Below are 23,823 nucleotides of genomic sequence, written 5' to 3'. Positions count from 1 at the left end.
GCGGCCTGGTGGGCTCCACGCCGGTCTGCCATCATGGGCGAACCGGAACACTGCTCCGCCAACAATACGGAGCGCCGTTCCGCTTTGCAAGACCGGTGAGGGAAGGAGTGCCGCCGTGAGCGACAGCGGCCTGAACGTGGGCGGCACAGCCGCGTCCAAGCGCAAGGACGCCCGGCGCAACCAGCAGACCCTGCTGGACGCGGCCGCTGCGGTGTTCGTCACCTCGGGCGTCGAGGCGCCCGTACGGGACATCGCGGCCGAGGCCGGCGTCGGCATGGGCACGATCTACCGGCACTTCCCCACCCGGGCGGACCTGGTCATCGCCGTCTACCGCCACCAGGTCGAGGCCTGCGCCGAGGCCGGACCGGCCCTGCTGGCGGCCGGACCGACCCCGTACGCCGCCCTCGGGCAGTGGGTCCGGCTCTTCGCCGACTTCCTCGTCACCAAGCACGGCCTCGCGGCCGCGATGCAGGCCGACAACGCCGGCTTCGAGGCGCTGCACGCCTACTTCCTCGACCGGCTCCTGCCGGTCTGCACCGAGCTCCTCGACGCCGCCGTCGCGGCGGGTGAGATCGGCTCCGACCTCACGGCGTACCAGCTCATGCGCGGCATCGGGAACCTCTGCATCGGCGCCGAGACCGACTCCCGCTACGACGCACGCCGCATGGTCGACGTCCTGATCGCGGGCCTGCGCCACCCGCGCTGACCGCCCTGGCCCCAGGGCGCCGGGGTCCGAGGGGGCCGGCGGCTACCGGCCCCGCAGTCGGCGGTGGAGGGCCGGGGCCGCGCTGATCAGTAGGGTCAGGGCGACCGCCAGCGCCACGCCCTTCCACGGCTCCGAGAACAGGGAGCCGCCCAGGATGCCGATCAGCCCGTACGTCGCCGCCCAGGCGAGGCAGGCCGGAGCGTCCCCGCGGGCGAAGCGGCGCAGCGGGAGCCGGGCCAGCAGGCAGGCCAGCATGACCGGGATCCGGCCCGCCGGGACCAGCCGGGAAACCACGAGGACCAGCACCCCGTGCTCGTCCAGCTTGCGCTGCGCCTGGTCCAGCCGCTCGGGCGTCGCCCGCCCCCGCAGCGCCTCCAGCCACCGCGAGCCGCCCCGCGACCGCACCCCGCGCTGCCCCAGCCAGTACAGCGCCATGTCCCCCGCGAACGCGGCCACCGCCGCCACACCGCACACCAGCAACACCCCGAACGGCAGCGACCGCTGATGGAACGCCACCACCGCCGCCGTGCTCACCAGCGCCCCCGTCGGGATCACCGGCACCAGCGCCCCCAGCGCCACCAGTACGAACAGCGCCGGGTAGCCCACCGCCTGCCGGGTCGTCTCCGGCGGCACCTGACCCACCACCGCACCCACCGCACCCGCCGCGCCCACTGCCACACCGAGCCCGTGCGACCCGTACGCCTCCCACGTCACGGCAGCCGCACCCGCTCGCCGTGCCCGGGCACCCGTACCGTCACCTTCGGCGCCAGCTGCCGGGCCAGCCGTACGAACTCCTCGCCCGGCGAGTGGAATTCGTGCGGCCGCACCGCGTCCAGCCCGATCGGCCAGTACGTCCCGTAGTGCACCGGCACCGCCGCCGCCGGCGCCAGCTCCGCCAGCGCCCGCGCCGCACCGGCCGGGTCCAGATGCCCCGGCCCCAGGTACGGGCCCCAGCCGCCGACCGGCAGCAGGGCCACGTCCACCGGCCCGACCTCCTCGGCCATCGCCTCGAACAGCCCGGTGTCCCCGGCGAAGTACGTCCGCGCCGAGCCCTGGACCACGTACCCGAGCGCCGGCGCCAGACGCGGCCCGAACGGCAGCCGCCGCCCGTCGTGCCGCGCGCTGACCACCCGGACCCGTACGCCCGCCCGGACGCCGACCTCCTCGCCCGGGACCACCTCCGTCACGGGCAGCCCGCACACCGCCGCGACCCGCGCGAGCCCCGGTACGGCCCGGCGCGCACCGCGCGGCACCAGCAGCCGGGTCCCGGACGCCAGCCGGGCCAGCGAGGGCAGGTGCAGGTGGTCGGCGTGCAGGTGCGACACCAGCACCACGTCGGCCTCGGCCGCCTCCGGCGGGGGCGGCGCCCCGCGCCGCCGCCGCAGATGCGCGAGCCGCCGCGCGAAAAGCGGGTCCGTCAGCAGCCGCACCCCGGAGTCCTCGACCGTGCACGTGGCATGGCCCCACCAGGTGATCTCCACCGGCACCCGGCCTCCCCGTCGCTCGTGCGTCCCGCGGCCACTTGAAGGGTAGATCCTGCCCCCTCGACGCGCGTCGAACCGAAGTCCGCAGCCCCCTCCTCCCGGGCCGCGGATCGGAGTAGGGTCGGGCGGCATGGATGAGCTGCGCGTGGCCGCTATCGCCAGCCTGGCCCCGCTCGAGGATCTGGACACCGACCCCTTCGCCGTCGACACCCGGAGCCAGCACGCCATGTGCGCCCGCTGGGCGGCCGACCGGGGGTACGTCGTGACGAGGGCGCTGCTCTTCTACGGACTGCGCGCCGACCACTGCGGTCTCTGGTGCGACGTGGACGCCGGACAGGTCGACCTGTTCGTCGCCCCCAACCGCCGGGTCCTGGCCCGCGCGCTGCGCTCCGTGGAGGAGTTCACCGCCGAGTGCGAGCGGCGCGGCGTACGGCTGGAGACCGCCGGGCTCGCCGAGCCGCAGTACACCTCCGCCATGAAGGCCGAGGTGCACCGCCGCCTGTCCATGCCCACCGCCGGCTACGACGGTACGTAGCCCGCGACGGGCGCGCGAGGCCGCGCTCCCGGCCGCCGCGGTTCGCACCTCCGTGCGCCACCCCGGTCACCCGGCCCGGGCCGCCTCCCTGTGCGACGCTGGAGAGTGCGGCCGGGACCGCGGGCGGGGCGCGGATCCGGGGGAGACACGAGGCGGTACGGCGTGCGGCGAGGACGGTGGCGGACCCTGGGCGGCGCCCTGGTGCGGGTGATCCTCGTCTGGGCGGTGTCCACCCTCACGATGCTCGCCCTCGCCGGCATCCTCCCCGACTTCCGGCTCCGGGCCGGCGACGGGGACAGCGTCACGGAGATCGGGCTGACCGCCGCATGGGGCGCCGGGGCCTTCGGCCTGCTGAGCGCGCTGGTGTGGCCGGTGCTGGTCAGGGCACTGCTGCTGGTGCCCGCCCTGGTGCTCGGCCTGCTCGTCTTCTTCCTCAACGGCTCGCTGCTGCTGCTCGCCCTCAGCCTGATCCCCTCCGGGCGCGGCGAAGTGGCCCCCGAGACCGCCGTGGTGGTCGCCGCCGTCATGTCCGCCGTCGCCTCCGCGACCTCCACCGCACTGGCCGTACGCGACGACGAGGCGTACCGGCGCCGGCTCCACCGGCTCGCCGACCGCCGCCGGCGGCGTACCCGGCACAAGGGCGCGCCCGGCCCCGGTGAGGCCGCCCCCGGCCTGGTCTTCCTCCAGCTCGACGGCGTCGGGTACGAGACGCTGCGCCGGGCGGCGGGCAGCGGCCTGATGCCCACGGTGGCGGGCCTGCTGGACGGCAGCCACCGGCTCACCGCCTGGCGCACTGACTGGTCCAGCCAGACCGGCGCCAGCCAGCTCGGCATCCTGCACGGTTCCACCTTCGACGTGCCCGCCTTCCGCTGGTACGAGAAGGACACCGGCGAGGTGGTGGTCTGCAACCGGCCCACCAGCGCCGCCGAACTCCAGCGCCGGGCCATCGCGCGCACCGGCGACGGCGGACTGCTCACCCTCGACGGGGCGAGCCGGGGCAACCTGTTCAGCGGCGGCGCCGACCAGCTGGCCCTCGTCCTGTCGGTCTCGGCGCGCCGGGGCCGGGCGAACCGTTCCCGCGCGGGCTACTTCGCGTACTTCTGCGACCCGGCGAACGCCGTCCGCACCGCCCTGTCCTTCGTCGCCGAGGTCGCCCGGGAGATCGGCCAGTCGCTGCGGGCCCGGCTGCGGGGAGAGCGGCCGAGGGTGGCCCGCGGCGGGCTGTACCCGCTGATCAGGGCCTTCGCCACGGTGGTCGAACGGGACGTCGTCGTCGCGGCGGTGATCGGCGACATGCTCGCGGGGCGCGCCGCGATCTACGCGGACCTGGTCGCCTACGACGAGGTCGCCCACCATTCGGGGCCGCACGGCCGGGACACCGACCGGGTGCTGGCCCGGCTCGACAGGAGCCTCGCGCTGCTCGCCCGCGTCGCGGAGCACGTACCCCGGGAGTACCGGATCGTGCTGCTCTCGGACCACGGCCAGAGCCCGGGGGAGACCTTCCTGGGGCGGTACGGGCTGACCCTGAAGGACCTGGTCCGCGCGGGCTGCGGCCTGCCGGTCTCCCGTCGGGCCGGCCGCACGCCCAGCGGCGCCGAGGCCCGCGCGGCGGTGCTCGCGGCCCTGCACCGGCCGGTGGAGGAGGGCGCTCGGGCCCACCCCGGGCGGGGCCCGGACCCGGTGGTGCTGGCCTCGGGCAACCTCGGGCTGATCTCCTTCCCGGACCTGCCGGGGCGGGCCTCGCGGGAGCGGATCGAGCGGGCGCACCCGGCCCTGCTGGCGACCCTGGCCAACCACCCGGGCATCGGGTTCCTGCTGGTGGACGGGGAAGTGCTGGGCCCGGGCGGGCGGGTGGCGCGCCTCGACGAGCCCGGCGCGGCGGAGGAGCTGCTGGCCCGGTTCGGACCGGGCGCGGCGCGGGCGGTCCGGCGGACCGACGCCTTCCCGCACGTGGCCGACGTCATGGTGAACTCGGCGTACGAGCCGGGCACCGGGGCGGTGCACGCGTTCGAGGAGCAGATCGGCTCGCACGGGGGCCTGGGCGGGGAGCAGGGGCGTCCGTTCCTGATGTGGCCGACGGAGCTGTCGGAGCCGGAGCCGGACCTGGTGGGCGCGGAGGCGGTGCACGAGGTGCTGCGGCGCTGGCTGCGGGAGGCGGACGGCCCGCAAGTGCCGCTGGCTCCGCCGGCGGACGGGGTGGAGGGGGCGGCCGGGGCACACGGGGCCGCCGGGGTATCGGTGGAGCCCGCGGGGCGGCCGGTGGAGGAACCCCGGCCCGGCGGCGGAAAGAGCGGAAGCCTTCCTTCCGCAGGGGTGCCCGCACGGGACGAAATCCGCTGATTTTGTGCCGCCTTCGCGCTGGTCAACCATGTGTTGACCCTGCCCAGCATGTGAGACATCCCGAGGCGCACCACCGATGACCAGCACCGCAACCCCGCCCGCCGAGACCGCCGCACCTCCGGGGCAGGGCCGCGACCCCCACGCCCGGCGTTTCGGCCTGCCGATCGCGACCTGCCTGGTCATGGGCAACATCATCGGCGGCGGGATCTTCCTGCTGCCGGCCTCGGTGGCCCCCTTCGGCACGATCAGCCTGGTCGCCTTCGGCGTGCTCACCGCCGGCGCGATCGCCCTGGCCCTGGTCTTCGGCCGGCTCGCTGAGCGGCTCCCGCAGACCGGCGGCCCGTACGTCTACGCCCGCGCCGCGTTCGGCGACTTCGCCGGGTTCCTCGCGGCCTGGAGCTACTGGATCACCGCCTGGGTCTCGAACGCCGCCCTCGCGGTGGCGGCGGTCGGCTACCTCGGCGTGCTCTTCCCGGCCATCGGCGAGCACAAGGCGGCGATGTGCCTGGCCGCCCTCACCGTGCAGTGGCTCCCGGCGCTCGCCAACCTGGCCGGCACCCGCTACGTCGGCGCCGTCCAACTGGTGGCCACCGTACTGAAATTCGTCCCGCTGCTGCTGGTCGCCGTCGGCGGCCTGTTCTTCTTCGACCCGGCGAACCTCGGCCCCTTCCAGGCCACCGGCCAGGGCCCCGTCGGCGCGGTCTCCGCGGCCGCGGCCATCCTGCTCTTCAGCTACCTCGGCGTGGAGTCGGCCGCCGTCAGCGCGGGCGAGGTCCGTGACCCCGCCCGCAACGTCGGCCGGGCCACGATCCTCGGCACCGCCGGCGCGGCCGCCGTCTACCTGCTGGGCACCCTCTCCGTCTTCGGGCTGGTGCCCCACGACCGGCTGGTCGCGTCCGAGGCCCCCTTCACCGACGCGGTCAACGCCATGTTCGGGGGCACCTGGGGCGGCACCCTCGTCGCCTGCGCGGCCGTGGTCTCGATGCTCGGCGCCCTCAACGGCTGGACGCTGCTCAGCGCGCAGACCCCGTACGCCGCCGCCCGCGACGGGCTCTTCCCCAAGGTCTTCGAGACGAGGAAGAGGGGCGTCCCGGTGGTCGGCGTGATCGTCACCGTCGCCCTGGCCTCCGGCCTGACGATCTACAACTACACGGCGGGCTCGGACGGGGTCTTCGAGATCCTCGTCCTGATCACCACCTTCACGGCGACCGTCCCGTACCTCCTCTCCACCGCCGCGCAGATCTACTTCCTGCTGTCGGGGCAGTCCGGGCGCGTCCACCGCGGCCGCCTGGTGCGCGACGGGATCCTGGCGGGCCTGGCCTTCGGCTTCTCGATGTGGCTCGTCGCCGGCTCCGGCTACGCGGCCGTCTACCAGGGCGTCCTCTTCCTCTTCGTCGGCGTCCTCGTCTACGCGGCGATGTCCGCGCGGGGGCAGCGGGGCGCCTGCGGGAGCGAGGACCGGGCCGAGCGCCGGGACACCGCCTGACCTGCGCGGTAGCGTGGAAGGAGAGGACCGGCAGGGGGCAGTAAGGGGTCGCCATGTCCGCGATCAGAGAGAGCATCGAGATTTCCCGCAGTCCCGAGGACGTCTTCGACTACGTGACGGACCCCACGCGCCTGCCGGAGTGGCAGGACAGCGCCCTCTCCGCCCGTCCGCTGGACGGCGCACCCGTCCACGTCGGATCGAAGGTCGTCGTCACCCGGCGCATGGGCCGGCGGAGGTTCCCGATGACCATGGAGGTCACGGAGCTCGACCGGCCGCGCAGCTGGCACATCCAAGGCGTCGGCGGACCCGTCCGGGGCGATGTGCGCGGCACCATCGAACCCCTCGACGGCGGCAGGCGCTCGCGCGTGACCCTGGACCTCGACTTCGAGGGCCACGGCATCGGCAAGGTCATCGCCCCGCTCGTGGTCAAGCCGTACGCCCGCAAGGAGATGCCGCGCAACGAGGAAAAGCTCAAGCATCTCCTGGAGAACTGAACGCGCCCCCGGGCCGGTCTTGCGACTGGCCGGGGGCGCGGACGGCTTGCGGACGGTTTAGTCGAGGTAGTCGCGCAGCACCTGCGAACGCGACGGGTGGCGCAGCTTCGACATGGTCTTGGACTCGATCTGGCGGATGCGCTCACGGGTGACCCCGTACACGCGGCCGATCTCGTCCAGGGTCTTCGGCTGGCCGTCGTTCAGGCCGTAACGCATCGAGACGACGCCCGCCTCACGCTCCGAGAGCGTCCCCAGGATGGACTGGAGCTGCTCCTGGAGGAAGGTGAACGACACCGCGTCGGCCGGCACGACCGCCTCGGAGTCCTCGATGAGGTCACCGAACTCGCTGTCGCCCTCCTCACCCAGCGGGGTGTGCAGGGAGATGGGCTCGCGGCCGTACTTCTGGACCTCGATGACCTTCTCGGGGGTCATGTCGAGTTCCTTGCCCAGCTCCTCCGGAGTGGGCTCGCGGCCGAGGTCCTGGAGCATCTGGCGCTGGACGCGCGCCAGCTTGTTGATGATCTCGACCATGTGCACCGGGATGCGGATGGTGCGCGACTGGTCGGCCATGGCGCGCGTGATCGCCTGGCGGATCCACCAGGTCGCGTACGTGGAGAACTTGAAGCCCTTGGTGTAGTCGAACTTCTCCACGGCGCGGATCAGACCGACGTTGCCCTCCTGGATCAGGTCCAGGAAGAGCATGCCGCGGCCGGTGTAGCGCTTGGCCAGGGAGACCACGAGGCGGAGGTTGGCCTCCAGCAGGTGGTTCTTGGCGCGGCGGCCGTCCTCGACGAGGATCTCCAGCTCGCGCTTGAACGCGGGCTTGTGGTCCTCCTCCTCTTCGAGCTTGTACTCGGAGAAGAGACCCGCCTCGATGCGCTTGGCGAGCTCGACCTCCTGCTCGGCGTTGAGGAGCGGCACCTTGCCGATCAGCTTCAGGTAGTCCTTGACGGGGTCGGCGGTGGCGCCGGCCACCATGACCGTCTGCGCCGGGGCGTCGTCCTCGTCGTCGTCGGACAGGACGAAGCCCTGGGCGCCGCCGGCCTTGGGGGCCTCCTCCTCGACGTCGTCGACGAGGTCCTCGGCGGCCCAGTCCTCACCCTCGGCGGCGGCCGGGGTCTCGCCCTCGTCGGCGTCCTTGGCGCTGGTCTTCTTGGCCGCGGCGGCGGTCTTCTTCACCGCGGTCTTCTTCGCGGCGGTCTTCTTGACCGTCCGCTTCTTCGGCTCGGCGACGGCGTCGGCCGTCGCCTCGTCCTCGGTGGCCGCGGCCGGCGAAGCGGATATCGCCGCCGCGGTGGCCGGTGCCGGGCTGGTGGCCGAGGTCTTGCGCGCACCGATGGGGCGCGGCGCTGCGGCCGCCTTCTTGGTCACGGTGCGCGCAGGCGCGGCGGCCGCCTTGCGGGGCTTCTTCGCGGCAGCCTTCGTGGCGGGGGCGGCGCTGACGTGCAGCGCGACACCCTCCTCGTCCAGGACCTGGTTCAGGCTGCGCAGGACCCGCTTCCACTGGTCCACCGGGATGCGGCCGGCCTCGAAGGCCTGGCGCACGTCGTCACCGTTGATGTGACCCTGCTCGCGGCCGCGCTCGACGAGCGCGACGAGGGCCTCCGATTCGGCGATCTCCGGAGGGAACGTACGGGACGGGCTGAGCGACACAAGGAGCCTCTCGTTGCGAACAGATAGGGAGTGGGCGGGACATCATCGCGCGGACTCGGGAAACAGGCCCGAGGGGGGTCTGTATTCCGGGGCCGCGCGAGGACACCTGTCGGTTCATCGCATGCCCGAGTCGATTCGTTACGCGCTGAATTGAGTGACCTGCGCCACGCTGTGGGCGCGCAACCATTCGGCCGGGGATCCGTCCGCGCCCGCGGCCCCCTTCCCGTCAGCCCGTTTTGCGGGCCTCGATGAGGAAACGGGCGGTGTGCGCCACGAACGGGCCTTCACGTTCGATCTGTTCGTGGAGCTCGCGCAACCGGTCCCGGTACTGCCCGACCGTGAAGCCGGGCACCATCCAGATCACCTTCCGGAGAAAGTAGATCACGGCTCCGATGTCGTGGAACTCCGTACGCAGTCTTTCGGAGCGCAGATCCACCACTTCGAGTCCGGCCTTGCCGGCGTCGGCGACCGCGTCGTCAGGGTGCCGGCCGCGCCGGACCTCCTCCGGCTGGGGCCCGAGGAAGTACTCGACGAGCTCGAAGACGCTCGCCGGCCCGACCTGCTGCGACAGGTACGTCCCGCCCGGACGCAGGACCCGCGCGATCTCCTCCCACCAGATGGTCACCGGGTGGCGGCTCGCGACCAGCTCGAAGGCCTCGTCGCCGAAGGGCAGCGGCGGCTCGTCGGCGTCCGCGACGACCACCGCGCCCAGCGGATGCAGGAGCCGGGTCGCCTTGTCGATGTTCGGCGGCCAGGACTCGGTGGCCGCCGTCAGCGGGGGCAGCGGACCGGCACCCGCGAGCACCTCCCCGCCGCCGGTCTGGATGTCGAGGGCCGAGCGGACCCGGGCCAGGCGCTCGCCGAGCAGTCTCTGGTAGCCCCAGGAGGGGCGCTGCTCGGTGGCCCGGCCGTCGAGCCAGGAGAAGTCCCAGCCGTCCACGGAAACGGATTCGGCTTCCGCGACGAGATGGTCGAAAGTGCGCGTCATGTCTCGATCGTCCCAGGCCCGGCGCCGGTGATCCACCGGTTTGACCGGATCCCGCGGACCGGGGGCCGCCGCGCACCACCGCACATCCGGGCGGGGTCCATTACAGTGGAGGCGGGCCGTGACTGGCGTTCGGGTGGATCACCACCGGGGAGCGGCCCGGCGTATGTCCGCACGTACGTCTCCTGCCGCGCGCCTGGGCGACCGCGAACCCGCGAACAGCGATCCGCAGCGACGCTCAGGAGACCCCGTGACGACTGCCCAGACTGCCTCTGCCCCCGTCCCCGCCGCCGGCCGCGCCCGGCTGATGGACGGCACCGCCCTCGCCCGCCGCGTCTCGGAGCGGACCGCCGCCCTCGCGGCGAAGATCACCGAGCGCACCGGCACCGCGCCCTGCCTCGCGACCGTCCTGGTCGGCGAGGACCCGGCGTCCGTGACCTACGTGAAGATGAAGCAGAACCGCTGCGCCAAGGCCGGGATCACCTCCCGCCACGTGGAGCTGCCGGCGTCCACCACGACCGAGGAGCTCGTCGCCGCCCTCACCGCCCTGTCCGAGGACCCGGAGATCAGCGGGATCCTGCTCCAGCACCCGGTCCCGCACCACATCGACGAGCGGGCCGCCTTCGAGGCCATCGCCCCGGGCAAGGACGTCGACGGCGTCACCATGCACTCCTTCGCCGCCATGGGCTTCGGACTGCCGGGCTTCGTCTCCTGCACCCCCGGCGGCATCATGCGCCTCCTCGCCGAGTACGACGTGGACCTGACCGGCAAGCACGCCGTGGTCGTCGGCCGCAGCGCGATCCTGGGCAAGCCGGCCGGCATGCTGCTGCTGGAGCAGAACGCCACCGTCACCTACTGCCACTCCCGCACCGTGGACCTCCCCTCGATCGTGCGCCAGGCCGACGTACTGGTCGCGGCCGTGGGCAAGGCCGAATTCATCCGCGGCGAGGACATCAAGCCCGGCGCCGTCGTCCTGGACGCCGGCTACAACGAGGGCAACGTGGGCGACGTCCACTTCGAGTCGGCCGCCGCCCGCGCCTCCCTGATCACCCCGGTCCCGGGCGGCGTCGGTCCGATGACCATCGCCGTCCTGCTGGAGCAGACCGTGCAGGCGGCCGCCGCCCAGGCCGGCCTGGAGCTCGCGGACCTCTGACCGCCACCCACGGGAACGCCCCGTACGGACACGCCCCGGCCCTTCGGTCCGGGGCGTTCCGCGTTCCGGGGGGTGTCCGGATTCTTGCGGACGGAGCCTGCCGGGCAGCGTGGAGCGGGCGGTATCTTTGCGCCGGGGCGCGGGATGACACGTGCAACACGTTTCCTGGGGGGAACTGCCGATGGACCTGTTCACGCCACTGGAGCTGCCGGGTGGAGCCACCCTGCCGAACCGCCTGGCGAAAGCGGCCATGGAGGAGAGCCTCGCCGGGGCCGGCCAGCTGCCCGACGAGCGCATCGAGCGCCTCTACCGCCGCTGGGCACGGGGCGGAGCCGGCCTCCTGATCACCGGCAACGTGATGGTCGACCGCCGCGCGCTGACCGCGCCGGGCACCATCGTCCTCGACGCCCACTCCCCGCTCGACCCGTTCCGCCGCTGGGCCGAGGCCGCGTCCGGCGGCGGCGGACGGGTCTGGATGCAGATCAACCACCCGGGCCGGCAGGTCGGCTCCGAGATGCCCGGCACGGCCTGGGCGCCCTCCGACATAGGGGTGAGCCTCGGCAAGCACACCAAGCGCTTCGCCCGCCCCACCGCGATGACCGATGCCGACATCGAGGCCACCGTCGCCCGGTTCGCGGTCACGGCCCGCCGGGCGGAGGAGGCCGGCTTCGACGGGGTGCAGATCCACGCCGCCCACGGCTACCTGATCAGCCAGTTCCTCTCCCCGCTGGTCAACCGGCGCACCGACCGCTGGGGCGGCAGCCCGCAGAACCGGGTCCGGCTGCTGACCGAGGTCGTCCGGGCGGTCCGCGCACAGGTCGGCCCCGGCTTCGCGGTCGGCGTCAAGCTCAACACCGCCGACTTCCAGCGGGGCGGCTTCGACACGCAGGACGCCGCGCAGGTCCTCACGGCCCTCGACGGCCTCGGCGTCGACCTCGTCGAACTCTCCGGCGGCAGCGTGGAGAGCCCCGCGACCCTGGGCCGCACCGCGGACCTGCGCACCCTTGGACGGGAGGCGTACTTCCTCTCCTTCGCCGAGGAGTTCCTGGACGCCGCCACGATGCCGCTGATGCTGACCGGCGGGATCGCCCGCCAGGAGACCGCGCGCAAGGTCCTGGCGCGCGGGGTGTCCGTCGTCGGGCTCGCCTCCGCGCTGGCCTTCCGCCCCGACCTGCCGGCCCGCTGGCGCGCCGGGGAGGACGTACGGGTGACCGTGGAGCGGCTGGGCTGGAAGGACCGCGACCTGGCCGGCGCCGGGCTGCTGGCCTTCGTACGGTTCCAGCTGCACCGGCTGGCCCGCGGTCTGGAACCGCGTCCGGAGGCCTCCCCGCGGGCCGCCTTCGCCCTCGACCAGCTCCACCACTGGCGCCGGGTGCGGGCGTACGGGGCCTGGCTCGCCCGCAACCCCGAGCCCGAGGACGCCCTCGCCGGCTGAGGCCGCCCTCCCCGGCCGGGTCGGCTACCGGCGCAGCGCCGCCACGATCGGCGAGGTGCGGAACTCCCGGGCCAGCGCGGTCAGCGGCCTGGAGTCCAGCCGGTACGGCTCGGGCAGTCCCTGGTCGGCCGCGGCCGTGCTGGCGGCGGCCGCGCGGTCGGCGGCTTCCGCTGCCGCGGCCGCCTCGCGGCGCCGGCAGGCCGCGGCCAGCATCGCCGCGTCCGCCACGACCGAAGCCCGCGACGCGCACAGGCCCTGGCCGAGGGCGGCCTCGTACGCCGCCGCCCGTACGGCCGGGTCGAACCAGCGGGCCAGCGCCAGGATCCCGTCGTCGATCACCGATTCGCGGTGGATCAGCCGGATCCCGATCGGCGACCACCAGGTCAGCGGCACCGTCGTCACGCTCGACGCGGCGAAGCCGCGCAGCGCCTTCCACAGCGGGTGCAGCCGCCGGTACCGGCTGAAGTCCCGCCAGGCCGCCGAGCCGCCGACCAGCGGGACGATGAACCCCGAGCCCACCATCAGGGCGGCGGCGGAGGCGAACGGCGGGGCCACGTAGGTGGACAGGCCGTCCCAGTCGCGGCCCGCCCAGCGGGCGCCCACCGCGGCCCACTTCGCGACCAGGTAGCCCAGGTCCAGCGCCCCGCCGAGCACGATCAGGGCGAGCCCGGTGCGCAGCGGGCGCAGCGAGGGGCGTACGCGCAGCAGCCACTTCCAGCACAGCAGGGTCAGCGTCGAACTGCCGACGGTGTGCGCGAGCAGGTAGCAGACGATCATCTCGCGCAGCCAGGGCGTGTTCGCGTAGTAGGTGTCCAGATCGCGCAGGCGCTCCACGGGCGCGTCGCCGATCACGAACAGGACGATGATCAGCAGCGTGACGGCGCTGAAGACGGCCGCCGTCAGCCGGGTCGCCCGCCGTACGACGGCCGGCGGGCCGCCGCTCCACTGCAGGACCAGGACGATGCACGAGCCCGAGAACGCGGTCAGCACGCTGTACACCAGCGGGGCCGAGAAGTTGACGACCCCGGTGAGCCGGTTGACCGCGGCGATCGTCGGCGGCGCCGCCAGGAACATGACCATGCAGCCGACGAGGAGCAGGGTGCACACCGCCCGCATGAGCGGCTGGTCCCAGCCCCGGCGCAGGGTCGGGGCCTTGATCAGCAGCGCCAGGATCATCACCGACCCCGGAACGTAGAGGATGAGACCGTCGGTCATCGCGCCTGACCGACGGGACCGACCGGGTCCACGGGATCGACCGGCCCGGACCCGTGGTCGAGCCCCGCGACGGAGCGCTCGGCCGCCGTCAGCGGCGGCGCCTTGAGCGCGCCCCGGTCCGAGGCGCGCAGCACGTGCCAGACGACCGGGGGGCGCAGCCAGTACGAGGGAGGGCTGCTCATGGTGATCACCTGGAGGAACGCGGCGGTCAGCGCCTCCCGCGTGGTCGCGCCGGTCATCAGCCGGTTGACGTACGCGTTGAGCAGCCCGACACCGGCCCGCGGCTTCATGCCGGTGGCCCCCGGATACAGGATGTCCTGGGAGGTGGCGAGCTCCCAGGCGGTGGACACCTGCGGGACGAGCGCGCGCTGCGCCTCGCGGCCGAAGGAGGGGTGGGCGAGGCCCTGGGTGCGCAGCAGCGCCCGTACGGCCAGCAGCCCCTGCGCGGCGACGGTCATCCCCTGCCCGTACAGCGGGTTGAAGGTGGCGACGGAGTCGCCGACGGCGAAGAACCCGTCGGGCAGGTCGGCCTTCTCGAAGTAGACCCGGCGGTTGGCGGTGCCCTGGGTGACGGCTATGTCGGTCAGGGGCTTCCTGCCGACGAGGAGCTCGCCGACGACCGGGTCGCGCAGTCCCTTGGCGAACGGGATGAACTGCTCGGGGTCGCCGGTGGGCTGGCCACCGCGGGTGCCGGAGAGGGTGGCCTGCCACTGGCCGTTCTCGATGGGGACGATGGTCGCGGTCTGGCCGGGTGCGTACACCCGCGGATCGGACTGCACGTTGACGATCGGGAAGCCCATCTCGTGGGCACCGGAGGGGGCTTCGAAGATCCGCGTGGCGTACACCAGGCCGGAGTCGACCTGGGCCTGTCTGATCCCGCCGACGCCGAGCTGCTGGAGCCAGGCGCGGGCCCGGGAGCCGCGCCCGCTCGCGTCGACCACGAGATCGGCGGTGACCAGCCGGTCCCGCTCCTGCGGGGTGTCGACGCGGACGCCGGTGACGCGGGCCGCCGTGCCCTCCAGGGCCCGTACGCGGCTCTCCTGGAGCGTGCTGACACCGGGCAGTCCGGTCACCCGGGCGCGGACCACCGCGTCGAGGAGGTCACGGCTGCACGAGATGTTGAACTGCTTCTCCCCGCAGCGCGGGATCCAGCCCTGGGCCGTCATGGTGACCAGGTCCGTGGGCAGGCTGCGGCGGATCGCGCCCGCCGCCGTCCAGGCCTCGGTGATGCCCGGCAGTATCTTCTCGATGGCGCGCGCCCCGCCCGACCACATGACGTGGACGTGCCGGGCCTGGGGGAGTCCGCGCCGCGGCGCCGGGCTGTCGGGGAGGGTGTCGGCGTCGATGATCGTGACCGTCGCGTGCTCGGCGAGCACGGCCGCCGCGAGCAGGCCGGCCATGCTGCCGCCGATGACGACGGCGTGGCGGGGCGGGGAGGACTGGGTCATGGTGGTGCTCTCTGTCGGGGCCGTGCGGGGGCAGCGGCGCGCGTGAGGTGCGTCGGGAGGGGGTGGCGCCGGTCACCGGGGCGTCATCGGTACGCCGCCGGGCGTGCACTCAACGGCCCCAGCCGAGCGAGGACTTGATGCGCTCGATCGCCTCGGGGGACCGCTCCTCGCGGGGCCCCGGAAGGTACGCCTTGAGGACTTGGCCGAGGTACAGGCCGAACGTCTCGGCCCGGATCTCCGCCGGATCCTCCCGGTCGGCGCGAGCGGCCGCCTGCCGGACCACGCTGCCCAGTCCGGCCTCCGAGTGCAGCAGCTCCGCGAGGTCGCCCCGGGCTCCCGTGAGCCGGGCCGCCACGGCCATGCCCGGGCCGTGGCTGTCGCAGGTACCTTCCTCCAGGTGCCATAACTCGTGGCAGGCGATCACGAGCTGGTGCTCGGGCCGGGTGCGCTCCTCGATGACGAGCAGGTCGCGCTCCTCCATCTCCAGCCAGAGTCCGCTGGCCGTGTCGGGGGGGAACTTGGCGAACCGGAACTCCACCGGCCGCCCGCCGCGCCGGCGGCCGTACGCGGCGCACAGGCCCCCGATGATCCCGGCGGCATCGGCCGGGCGCGCCAGGCGCGCCTCCGCCAGCAGATCCCCGCCGAGTTTCCGCATGGTGCGTGTGGTCCTCATGGCGCTCCCCCCTCGGCAGCCTTCCGGTCGTCCGGCACCGCCACGCGGCCGGTGCTCTCGCGCGCCAGCTGTCCCTCGCGGGCCAGCAGGTCGTCCAGGTGGTCGGCCAGTGACTTCCAGCCCGCCGGGGAGAGCCGCCCGGCCCGCGTGACGATGCTCCGTACATCGTGCGCCCGCAGGACGGCCAGCATCGGGTTTTCCGCGTGGTGTCCGGCGGTTTCCAGCTCCTGCTCGATCCCGGCGAGGGCGGTGGCGAGCGCCTCGGTGTCGTCGGCCAGCAGGAAGCCGCCGTCGACCCCGTAGAAGCGCTGGATCCCCGCGGCGGCCGCGAGGTTGGGCAGGCCCTCGCCGCGCGCGAGACGGGTCAGGGACTGGCCCGAGGCGTAGAAGGACTGGGCGATGGCGGCCAGGGAGTGGACCTGGCCGTCCGCGCGGAGCCGGGTGCGCCGCAGGTGCTCGAAGCGCTGGTGGACCTGTTCCTTCAGCGGGAGCCGGGGCGGTGTGCCGTCGAGGGTGAGCCGTATGTCGTGCGGGGGCAGCCCGGTCAGGTACGAGAGGCGCCCGAGGTCCGCCGGGGCGTCGGCCCCGGCGGTGGCGAGGGCGCGCTCCACCGCGCTCTGGCTGTCGGCGAGGAGGAAGCCGGCGTAGACCCCGAAGAACCGCTGCACTCCCGCCGCGTGGCCCAGGCGGGGCAGTCCGGTGCCCGCGTTGAGCGGGCCGAGGGAGGCGCCGGGGGCCTGGAAGTCCTCCGCGATGGCGGCCAGCGGCCACTCGCGGCCGTGCTTGTCCCGGCGGGTGGCCCGCAGCCGCAGGAAGCGCCGGTGCACCCGCAGGCACAGCGGTAATTCGGGTGCCGTCCCGGCCACCACCTGCGGGACGAGCGCCGGTTCCACCCCGCACAGGCGGCTCAGCCGCTCCGGGCACAGCACTTCGGCCGGGTCCCGGCCGCTCCGCTCGGCCGATGCCGCGACGCGGGCCCATGCGGCGCCCAGGTCGGGTCGGTCGGCGGCTGGCACCGTGAGGTTCTCCGTATGTCGAGAGGACGTTCGAGGGATTCGGCTGGCAGCAGCGTAGCCCTCAGCCCCACGCGGAAACAGGAGAACCCCAACGTTTCTTGCGATGTGAGTCAAAGAAGGTTGGCACACCCGCGCCGCAGCCCCACCGCCGCGGCGATCGACGACGTCCACTCCATGAGCGGGGCTACGTCCACGCCTGGGCCTCGGGAGTGCGTTACCCCCGGGGTAATCGATCCCGGCGGGGGGCGGCGGCACAGTGGGGGCACCGGGTCCCGAGACCGCGCACTCGGCCTCGGGGCCCGTCCCGTCAGCACGTACCAGCCCGACCCGTCATGGAGGCCGATCCCTCATGTCCACGACCCTGTTCGGCAGCATCGCCCGTACCACCGTCCCGCAGACCGCGCTGCGCCGCTTCCTCGCCCTCGACTGCGTGGTCACCGCCGGGAACGGCCTCGCCTACGCCGCCTTCGGCGCCCCGCTCGGCCGGCTGCTCGGAGTCGGCCAGGACGTCCTGCTCGAAATCGGCTTGTTCCTGACCCTCTACGGCGCCGGCGTCGGCTGGCTCGCCTCCCGCCGCCGGCCGCCGGTCCCCGCCGTGAAGTTCGTCGTCGAGGCCAACTGGGCCTGGGCGGCGCTCAGCGTCGTCTCGCTCTTCCTCTGGGACGCCCCCACCACCGCCGGCCTCGTGTGGATCCCGGCCCAGGCGCTCGTCGTCGCGGGCTTCGCGTACGTCCAGCAGCTGGCGCTGCGGGAGTCCGCCTCAGGGCCCCAGTGAGTGCAGGTACTTCGCCGTCGCCGCGTCGGCCGGCAGCAGGGTCTCGACGGCCAGCTCGGCGACGGTCACGTCCATCGGCGTGTTGAACGTCGCGATCGAGGACACGAACGACAGCAGGTGCCCGTCGTGTTCGATCAGCAGCGGCAACGCGATGTACGCCGCGCCCTCCCCGGCCCCGGAACCGGCCCCGGAACCGGCCCCGGCGGGTCGCGGCCCGGTGTCCACCGGATACCCGGACACCTCCTCGTACAGCGCGCGCAGCGGCTCCGAGCGGGACAGCGCGATCTGCCGCTCCATCTGGGCCAGCAGATGCCCGCGCCACTCACCGAGGTTGCGGATCCGCGGGGCCAGGCCCTGCGGGTGAAGGGTGATCCGCATGGCGTTCAGCGGCGGGATCAGCAGGTGCTCGGGCAGCCCGTCGAGCAGCATCGCGATGCCGCGGTTGGCGGCGACGACGTCGTACACGGCGTCCACGATCAGCGCCGGATACGGCTCGTAGCCCGTCAGCAGCCGCTCCAGGCCCTCGCGCAGCGTCCCCATCGAGGGGTCGTCCAGCGGGGTCTGCGCGTAGTGCGGGGCGTAACCCGCCGCGAGGAGCAGCGCATTGCGCTCGCGGACCGGTACGTCGAGGTGGTCCGCGAGCCGCAGGACCATCTCCTTGCTCGGCCGGGACCGGCCGGTCTCGATGAAGCTGATGTGCCGGGAGGAGGAGTCGGCGCGGCCCGCCAGCTCCAGCTGGCTGATGCCGCGCCGCTCCCGCCAGGTGCGCAGCAGGGCTCCGACGGACGGGGTGGAGGTCATGCCCACGACGTTAGCCGAGGGACGGGGCGCAGCGGCTCGGCCCAGGCCGAACCCGTTGCGCAGCCCGAGCCCGCAGTGCGGCACGCCGAGTTACTGGTGGTAACGGTCACGTTCGGCACAGGAGCACAGGGCCGTCGCGGCGGACCCGGAAGGCGCGGAAGAACCCGCACGCACCAGGGCGCGGAACCTTCCCCCGGGCCTGCGCTGTGGGAACCTTGACCCCACGTCAGAACGAGTCCGGACCGAACGGTGAAGGAGCATGCCGATGGCAGACGAGCCGCTTTCGCAGAAGGAGATCGAGGACCGGTTGCGGGAACTCCCGGGCTGGGCCTTCGAGGACGACCGGATCATCCGCACCTACCGGCTGGGCACCCATTTCGCGGCGAGCGCGCTCGTCGCCCACATCGCCGCCGTCCAGGACGAGTTGAACCACCACTCGGACCTCACCCTCGGCTACAACACGGTCCGGGTGTCCGTGAACACCCACAGCGCCGGCGACGCCGTCACCGGCGCCGACTTCGCGCTCGCCGAACGCGTCGAGGCCCTCGCCCCCTCCCACGGCGCGAGCTGACGGGGTCAGCCGCCGGAGGCTTCGAGGCGCCACCACTGGGCGGGGGAGTCGGTGTCCTCGCACTGGCGGGCCCGGCCCTCCTCGTCCGCCTCCAGCGGCAGACCGCTGATGCAGGCGATCAGGGACACCACGCCGGGATCGTCGAGGTGTTCCTCGACGATCCACTCCTGCGCGCCGAAGGCGTTGGCCCGCCAGACCTGGACGCGGGCGCCGCTCTCCGTCGACGCGTTCGCGACGTCCAGCCGCCTGTCGTTGTGGACGCTGACGATGTGGAAGATCCCGCCGCCGCGGTGGACCGGCGAGATCCGCCACCGCCGGGCGGCCGGCGGCGCGGGCGGGGCGTCCGGGCCCACCCCCACCCGCGTACCGCCCTCCAGCTGGAGCAGCAGGCCGCTGGCGACGTTCCGGATCCGGTAGACCCCGTCGGGCGGGCTCATGCGCGGTTCATCCGCAGCTCATTCGTGGCTCATTAGTGGCTCATCCGCGGCTCATGCGTCGAAGACGGCCGGGTCCGGCCCGATCCGCCCGGCCGACGCGCCCCGCCCCAGCGCGTCCAGCGAGGCGAGGTCGGCGGCGTCCAGCTCGAAGCCGAACACGTCCAGGTTCTCCCGGATCCGCGACGGGGTCACCGACTTCGGGATCACGACGTTCCCCAGCTGCAGGTGCCAGCGCAGCACCACCTGCGCGGGGGTGCGCCCGTGCCGGGCGGCGGCCTCGGTGACGGCCGGGAGCGTCAGGAGCTCCTTGCCCTGGCCGAGCGGGGACCAGGCCTCGGTGACGATCCCCAGCGTCGCGTGCACGGCGCGCAGCTCGCCCTGCGGGAAGAGCGGGTGCAGCTCGACCTGGTTCACGGCCGGGACCAGCGGGCTCTCGGCGCCGAGCCGCTCCAGGTCGGCGGGGCGGAAGTTCGACACGCCGACGGCGCGGGCGCGGCCGCTCTCCGCGATCTCCTCGAAGGTCTTCCAGATGGTGAGGAAGTCGTCGCGCATCGGGCGCGGCCAGTGGATCAGGTACAGGTCCAGGTGGTCGAGGCCGAGCTTGGAGAGGGAGGCGTCCAGCGCGCCCAGTACCTCCTCGCGCCGCCAGGTCCGGGAGCGGTCGTTCCACAGCTTGGTGGTGACGAAGAGTTCCTCGCGCGGCACCCCGGAGGCGGCGATCGCCCGGCCGGTGCCCTTCTCGTTGCCGTAGGCGGCCGCCGTGTCGATGCTCCGGTACCCCGCCTCCAGGGCGGTCCCGACAGCGTGCGCGGCCTCGGAGTCCGGGACCTGGAAGACGCCGTACCCGAGCTGGGGCATGAGCGTGCCGTTGTTGAGCCGGATGGCGGGGACTTCGTTCACTTCGGGTGCGGTTCCTTCGTCGGAGGCGGGATACGGGGTGGACGGGCGGGCGCAGCGACGCGGCGGCCGGCCACCCCGGCGAGCGTATTGCGGCCGAGGCGGCCCACCCCGGCCGGACACACCGTCAGGACACCCCCAGATAGGCCTCCCGGACGCGCGGATCCGCCCGGATCCCGGCGGGCGGGCCCTCGGCGAGGACGGCCCCGAGGTCCAGGACCACCACCCGCGTACAGAGGTCCATCACGAAGGCCACGTCGTGCTCCACCAGCAGCACCGCGCACCCCTCCTCCCCGGCCAGCCGGCGCACGACCGCCGAGAGCTGCTCCCGCTCGGGCCCCGACAGCCCCGACGCGGGCTCGTCCAGCAGCAGCACGCGCGGCGGATCGGCGATCGCGCGGGCCAGCTCGGCCATGCGGGCCTGACCCACCGGCAGCCCGCCCGCGTACGAGGCCCCCAGCGCGCCGATCCCGCAGGCGGCGAGCACCCGTTCGCCGCGCTCGCGCCGCTCCCGCTCCCGGCGGCGGCGCGCGGGGGAGCCCACGAGGTCGGCGGCGAAGCCGCCCCCGCCGCCGCGCCACTCCTGCGCGACCAGCAGGTTCTCGGCCACGCTGAGCCGACCGAACAGCTGCTGGCGCTGGAACGTCCGGCGCATCCCGTGCCGGGCCCGCCAGACCGGCGAGCGGCGGGTGATGTCCGCGCCGTCGAGCAGCATCCGCCCCGCATCGGGCCGCCTGATCCCGGACAGCACGTCGAACAGGGTGGTCTTCCCGGCCCCGTTCGGCCCGATCAGCCCGCACACCTCCCCGGCCCGGACCCCGAGGTCCACCCCGGCCAGCGCCGTGACGCCGCCGAAGCGGACGCCGATGCCCCGGCCCTCCAGTACGTACGGAGCCGTCACGTGGCCCTCCCCAGGTAGGCCGCGGTGAGCCGGTCGGCCTCCACCTCGGCGCGCGGCCCGCACCAGGTGACCCGGCCGCGGGAGAGGTACGCGACGGTGTCGGCGACCCCGAGGATCCCGGCCGCCTTCTCCTCGACCAGCAGCAGCGCGGTCCCGGCGTCGCGGAGCTCGGTGAGCAGCGCGTACACCTCCTCCACCACGCGCGGTGCCAGCCCCATCGAGGGCTCGTCGGCGATCAGCACCCCCGGCGGGCGCTGCAGCAGCGGAGCGAGGGCCAGCATCTGCTGCTCCCCGCCGGACAGGGCCCCGGCGGCCACCCCGCTCCGCTCGGCGAGCCGGGGGAAGCGGTGGTAGACGGCGGTGCGGGCGTCCGCTTCGCCCAGGTACAGCGCCAGGTTCTCCTCGACGGTCAGCGCCGGGAAGATCCCCCGCCCCTCGGGGGCGAGCAGCACCCCGCTCCGGGCCCGTCGCACGGGTCCGGAGCGGGTCATGTCCCGCCCGTGTACGAGGACGCTCCCGCCCGCGGCTTCGAGCGATCCCGCGGCGACCCGGCAGGCGGTGCTCTTCCCGGCGCCGTTCGGGCCGAGTACGACGAGGATCTCCCCCTGCCGGACGGCGAGGTCGACCCCGTGCAGGACGAGCCCGCCGTCGTACCCGGCCGTGACGCCGCGCAGCTGGAGGGCGGGCTCCGCGGGGCCTTCACCCGCCCCGCCCGGGCCGGCCGTTGCCCGGGGCGCGGGTGTACGGAGGCGGGGCTCCCGCACGAGGTCCGGACGCGGTCCGGCTTCGGGGCGGGGCGGGGCGGCGGAAAACTCCGCAGGACTCGCCCCCGGACCCGCGACCCCGCCCGCGGCCCCACCCGGAACCCCGCCCGAGACCTGGCCCGCGCCCCCGCCGGACGCGGCGGCCCGGCGTCTGGCCAGCCGTACCGGAACCGCGGCGCAATACCCGTCCGGGTCGTTGGCGAGCGCCAGCCCCGCCAGGCCGAACAGGATCACCGGCAGGTGCGCGGACTGCGTCACCCACTCCGACAGGACGCGCGGGGCCACCGCGAAGACGAGCCCCGCCACCACCGCGTACTGCGGCCGCCGGACCCCCGCGGCCACCACCACCGCCAGCCACACCAGCCCCGTCATGGCCGTGAAGTCCGTCGCCGTGATCCGGGTGTTGTACGAAGCGAGCAGTACGCCCCCGAACCCCGCCAGCCCCGCCGACACCGTGAACAGCAGCAGCTTGGTCCGCAGTACGGACACCCCCGAGGCCATCGCCGCCGCCGGCGCCGACCGTACGGCCAGCATCGCCCGCCCCGACGGCGAGTTCCGCAGCGCGCTCAGGGCGGCCGCGCACACCGCGGTGAGCACCACCAGCGCCACCCCCAGTGCCCGGTCGTCACCGAGGTCCACCGGCCCGAACACCGGCCGCGGGATCGACCACCCCGCGTCCCCGTTGCGCAGCCACCGCATCTGGAACAGCACCTGGTCCGCGAGGAACGCCAGCGCCAGCGTCGCCAGGGCCAGCGTCCGCCCGCCCAGCCGCAGCGCCGGCAGCGCGACCACCGCCCCGAGCACCGCCGCCGCGCACGTGCCCACCGCCAGCGCCGCCACGAACGGCCAGCCCCGGCTCATCAGCAGCCCCGCCACCAGCGCGGCCCCCGTCACGAAGGTGCCCTGCGCCAGCGAGACCATCGCCCCGAGCCCGGTCACGACCGTGAAGGACATGAACACCAGCCCGAGGGCGAGCCCTTGGGCGAGCAGCCCGCTCCAGAACGGGGTGGTCACGGTGTAGAAGGCCAGGGCCAGCGCCCCGGCGGCCACCGCCCACACCCCCCACCGCCGCGCCCACGGAGCCCCCGCCGGACGGTCCGGCGGGACGGCGCCCCCCTCGCTCGCCGCGGTCCCCGCCGTCCGCCCGCCCCGGGCGAGCACCAGCAGCCCCCCGAACAGGATCAGGAACGGCACGGCCGTCCGGAACCCGGTGATCCCCTCGGCGAACGAGGCGTACCCGGCCACCAGGTTCTGCAGCACCCCCAGCCCCAGCCCGCCCGCGAACGCGAGCGGGACGGAGGCGAACCGCCCGATCACCGCCGCCGTGGCCGAGACGAACAGGAACAGGGTGAAGTCGTGCGCCGACAGTCCCAGCAGCGGAGTCGCCAGCACCCCCGCCAGCCCCGCCAGCGCGGACGAGATCATCCAGGCCACCGAAGACAGCCGGTCGGCGCTGATCCCGCGCAGCTCGGTCAGCGACCGGTTGTCGACGGCGGCCCGCAGCCGCAGGCCCAGCCGCGTGTGCCGCATCAGCACCCACAGACCCACCGCCACCAGCGCCGTCACCACCCACGTGATCAGCTGGTCGGAGTCCACGCCCACCCCGTCGAACAGCTGCCAGCTCCGCGCCGGGCTCGGCCCCACCCCCGCCAGGCCGAACTGGTTCTCCGCGGGCTTGACCGGCGCGCCCGCGTCCCCCAGCAGCTCCACGGCCCACAGCCCGGCCGCCGGCAGGGCCACCAGCAGCCCGATCGTGGCCACGATCTGCGCCGTCTCCCCGACGCGCGCGAGACGGCGGAACATCAGCCGGTCCAGCCCCCACCCGAGCCCGGGGGCCAGGACGCACACCACCAGCAGGGCCGCGGGGACGGCGGGCCAGCCCAGCCCGGAGTGCACCTCGTAGAAGGTCAGCGCGCACAGGTAGGCGGTGGCCCCGTGCGCGAAGTTGAACAGCCCGGACGCCGAGTACGACAGCACCAGCCCGGTGGCCAGCAGTGCGTACAGGGCGCCGGAGACCAGACCGCTCAGCACGAAGACGAGCAGATCCCCCATCC

The 23,823-nt window shown here is 74.1% G+C and carries 22 protein-coding genes and 1 riboswitch; of the genes, 9 read left to right on the top strand and 13 right to left on the bottom strand.

All coding sequences use genetic code 11. The features are described from left to right. Positions 1–115 precede the first annotated feature (115 nt). Positions 116–706 (top strand): TetR/AcrR family transcriptional regulator, encoded by a 591-nt coding sequence (locus tag CP980_RS06325; RefSeq protein ID WP_150492944.1) that lies wholly within the window; start codon positions 116–118, stop codon positions 704–706. Positions 707–748: 42 nt separating this feature from the next. On the opposite strand, the gene CP980_RS06320 is transcribed toward CP980_RS06325, so the two are convergent. Together CP980_RS06320 and CP980_RS06315 are read right to left on the bottom strand one after the other, a co-directional pair. Further along, positions 749–1,360: a DedA family protein gene (locus CP980_RS06320; protein WP_132759570.1), complete on the bottom strand. Its 612-nt coding sequence runs from the start codon at positions 1,358–1,360 to the stop codon at positions 749–751. A gap of 56 nt (positions 1,361–1,416) precedes the next feature. Further along, positions 1,417–2,193: an MBL fold metallo-hydrolase gene (locus CP980_RS06315; RefSeq protein ID WP_150492942.1), complete on the bottom strand. Its 777-nt coding sequence runs from the start codon at positions 2,191–2,193 to the stop codon at positions 1,417–1,419. A gap of 127 nt (positions 2,194–2,320) precedes the next feature. Here CP980_RS06315 and CP980_RS06310 point away from each other — a divergent pair, with 127 nt between their 5' ends. The 4 genes from CP980_RS06310 (at position 2,321) to CP980_RS06295 (ending at position 7,045) form a co-directional block, all read left to right on the top strand. Beyond that, positions 2,321–2,725, top strand: a complete 405-nt coding sequence (locus CP980_RS06310) for a hypothetical protein (protein ID WP_132759442.1) — start codon at positions 2,321–2,323, stop codon at positions 2,723–2,725. 162 nt (positions 2,726–2,887) lie between these two features. Beyond that, positions 2,888–5,065, top strand: coding sequence for a phage holin family protein (locus CP980_RS06305; RefSeq protein WP_150492940.1), 2,178 nt, complete (start codon positions 2,888–2,890; stop codon positions 5,063–5,065). A 76-nt stretch (positions 5,066–5,141) separates the two neighbouring features. Then, the gene (locus tag CP980_RS06300; protein ID WP_132759444.1) at positions 5,142–6,551 is read left to right on the top strand and encodes an amino acid permease; all 1,410 of its coding nucleotides are present in this window, start codon (positions 5,142–5,144) and stop codon (positions 6,549–6,551) included. 53 nt (positions 6,552–6,604) lie between these two features. Continuing rightward, entirely contained in the window at positions 6,605–7,045 is a 441-nt protein-coding gene (locus CP980_RS06295) for an SRPBCC family protein (protein ID WP_132759445.1), read from the top strand. 57 nt (positions 7,046–7,102) lie between these two features. On the opposite strand, the gene CP980_RS06290 is transcribed toward CP980_RS06295, so the two are convergent. Further along, on the bottom strand, positions 7,103–8,698 hold the full coding sequence (locus tag CP980_RS06290; RefSeq protein WP_132759446.1) for an RNA polymerase sigma factor: 1,596 nt from the start codon (positions 8,696–8,698) through the stop codon (positions 7,103–7,105). A gap of 226 nt (positions 8,699–8,924) precedes the next feature. Beyond that, positions 8,925–9,686 (bottom strand): class I SAM-dependent methyltransferase, encoded by a 762-nt coding sequence (locus CP980_RS06285; protein ID WP_099888771.1) that lies wholly within the window; start codon positions 9,684–9,686, stop codon positions 8,925–8,927. Between the two features lie 108 nt (positions 9,687–9,794). After that, positions 9,795–9,892: riboswitch (ZMP/ZTP riboswitch) on the top strand. Positions 9,893–9,990: 98 nt separating this feature from the next. On the opposite strand from CP980_RS06285, the gene CP980_RS06280 reads away from it, so the two are divergent. Together CP980_RS06280 and CP980_RS06275 are read left to right on the top strand one after the other, a co-directional pair. Beyond that, complete coding sequence (locus tag CP980_RS06280; RefSeq protein ID WP_132759571.1) at positions 9,991–10,836, top strand: bifunctional 5,10-methylenetetrahydrofolate dehydrogenase/5,10-methenyltetrahydrofolate cyclohydrolase; 846 nt, start codon at positions 9,991–9,993, stop codon at positions 10,834–10,836. A gap of 151 nt (positions 10,837–10,987) precedes the next feature. Continuing rightward, the gene (locus CP980_RS06275; protein ID WP_308439321.1) at positions 10,988–12,271 is read left to right on the top strand and encodes an NADH:flavin oxidoreductase/NADH oxidase family protein; all 1,284 of its coding nucleotides are present in this window, start codon (positions 10,988–10,990) and stop codon (positions 12,269–12,271) included. Between the two features lie 24 nt (positions 12,272–12,295). Here CP980_RS06275 and CP980_RS06270 read toward each other — a convergent pair whose 3' ends face one another. From CP980_RS06270 to CP980_RS06255, 4 genes are all read right to left on the bottom strand, one after another. Beyond that, positions 12,296–13,486 carry an MAB_1171c family putative transporter gene (locus CP980_RS06270; protein ID WP_132759447.1) on the bottom strand — a complete coding sequence of 397 codons (1,191 nt, stop codon included), beginning with the start codon at positions 13,484–13,486 and terminating at the stop codon, positions 12,296–12,298. After that, positions 13,483–14,934: an NAD(P)/FAD-dependent oxidoreductase gene (locus CP980_RS06265; RefSeq protein ID WP_132759448.1), complete on the bottom strand. Its 1,452-nt coding sequence runs from the start codon at positions 14,932–14,934 to the stop codon at positions 13,483–13,485. Before CP980_RS06265 ends, CP980_RS06270 begins: the two co-directional genes overlap by 4 nt. A gap of 109 nt (positions 14,935–15,043) precedes the next feature. Further along, on the bottom strand, positions 15,044–15,607 hold the full coding sequence (locus tag CP980_RS06260) for a toxin-antitoxin system, toxin component (protein WP_229906824.1): 564 nt from the start codon (positions 15,605–15,607) through the stop codon (positions 15,044–15,046). Beyond that, complete coding sequence (locus CP980_RS06255) at positions 15,604–16,623, bottom strand: hypothetical protein (RefSeq protein ID WP_150492938.1); 1,020 nt, start codon at positions 16,621–16,623, stop codon at positions 15,604–15,606. The genes CP980_RS06260 and CP980_RS06255 overlap by 4 nt, the downstream gene beginning before the upstream one ends. Before the next feature lie 349 nt (positions 16,624–16,972). On the opposite strand from CP980_RS06255, the gene CP980_RS06250 reads away from it, so the two are divergent. Then, complete coding sequence (locus tag CP980_RS06250; protein ID WP_150492936.1) at positions 16,973–17,398, top strand: hypothetical protein; 426 nt, start codon at positions 16,973–16,975, stop codon at positions 17,396–17,398. On the opposite strand, the gene CP980_RS06245 is transcribed toward CP980_RS06250, so the two are convergent. After that, positions 17,384–18,199: a helix-turn-helix domain-containing protein gene (locus CP980_RS06245; protein WP_150492934.1), complete on the bottom strand. Its 816-nt coding sequence runs from the start codon at positions 18,197–18,199 to the stop codon at positions 17,384–17,386. The two genes, CP980_RS06250 and CP980_RS06245, sit on opposite strands and share 15 nt — an antisense overlap. A gap of 265 nt (positions 18,200–18,464) precedes the next feature. Between CP980_RS06245 and CP980_RS06240 the strand changes: the two genes are divergently transcribed. Further along, positions 18,465–18,770 (top strand): 4a-hydroxytetrahydrobiopterin dehydratase, encoded by a 306-nt coding sequence (locus CP980_RS06240; RefSeq protein ID WP_132759452.1) that lies wholly within the window; start codon positions 18,465–18,467, stop codon positions 18,768–18,770. Positions 18,771–18,775: 5 nt separating this feature from the next. On the opposite strand, the gene CP980_RS06235 is transcribed toward CP980_RS06240, so the two are convergent. The 4 genes from CP980_RS06235 to CP980_RS06220 all read right to left on the bottom strand — a co-directional run bounded on the left by CP980_RS06235 (position 18,776) and on the right by CP980_RS06220 (position 23,821). After that, positions 18,776–19,207, bottom strand: a complete 432-nt coding sequence (locus CP980_RS06235) for an RICIN domain-containing protein (protein ID WP_132759453.1) — start codon at positions 19,205–19,207, stop codon at positions 18,776–18,778. Positions 19,208–19,258: 51 nt separating this feature from the next. After that, complete coding sequence (locus tag CP980_RS06230; protein WP_150492932.1) at positions 19,259–20,107, bottom strand: aldo/keto reductase; 849 nt, start codon at positions 20,105–20,107, stop codon at positions 19,259–19,261. Between the two features lie 124 nt (positions 20,108–20,231). Beyond that, entirely contained in the window at positions 20,232–21,005 is a 774-nt protein-coding gene (locus CP980_RS06225; RefSeq protein WP_132759455.1) for an ABC transporter ATP-binding protein, read from the bottom strand. Further along, on the bottom strand, positions 21,002–23,821 hold the full coding sequence (locus CP980_RS06220; protein WP_150492930.1) for an ABC transporter permease subunit: 2,820 nt from the start codon (positions 23,819–23,821) through the stop codon (positions 21,002–21,004). The genes CP980_RS06225 and CP980_RS06220 overlap by 4 nt, the downstream gene beginning before the upstream one ends. Positions 23,822–23,823 lie beyond the last annotated feature (2 nt).

Origin of the sequence: Streptomyces vinaceus, assembly GCF_008704935.1 — a bacterium.
In the GTDB taxonomy this organism is placed as follows: Bacteria; Actinomycetota; Actinomycetes; order Streptomycetales; family Streptomycetaceae; genus Streptomyces; species Streptomyces vinaceus.
This window is presented reverse-complemented; position numbering and strand designations above follow the sequence as displayed.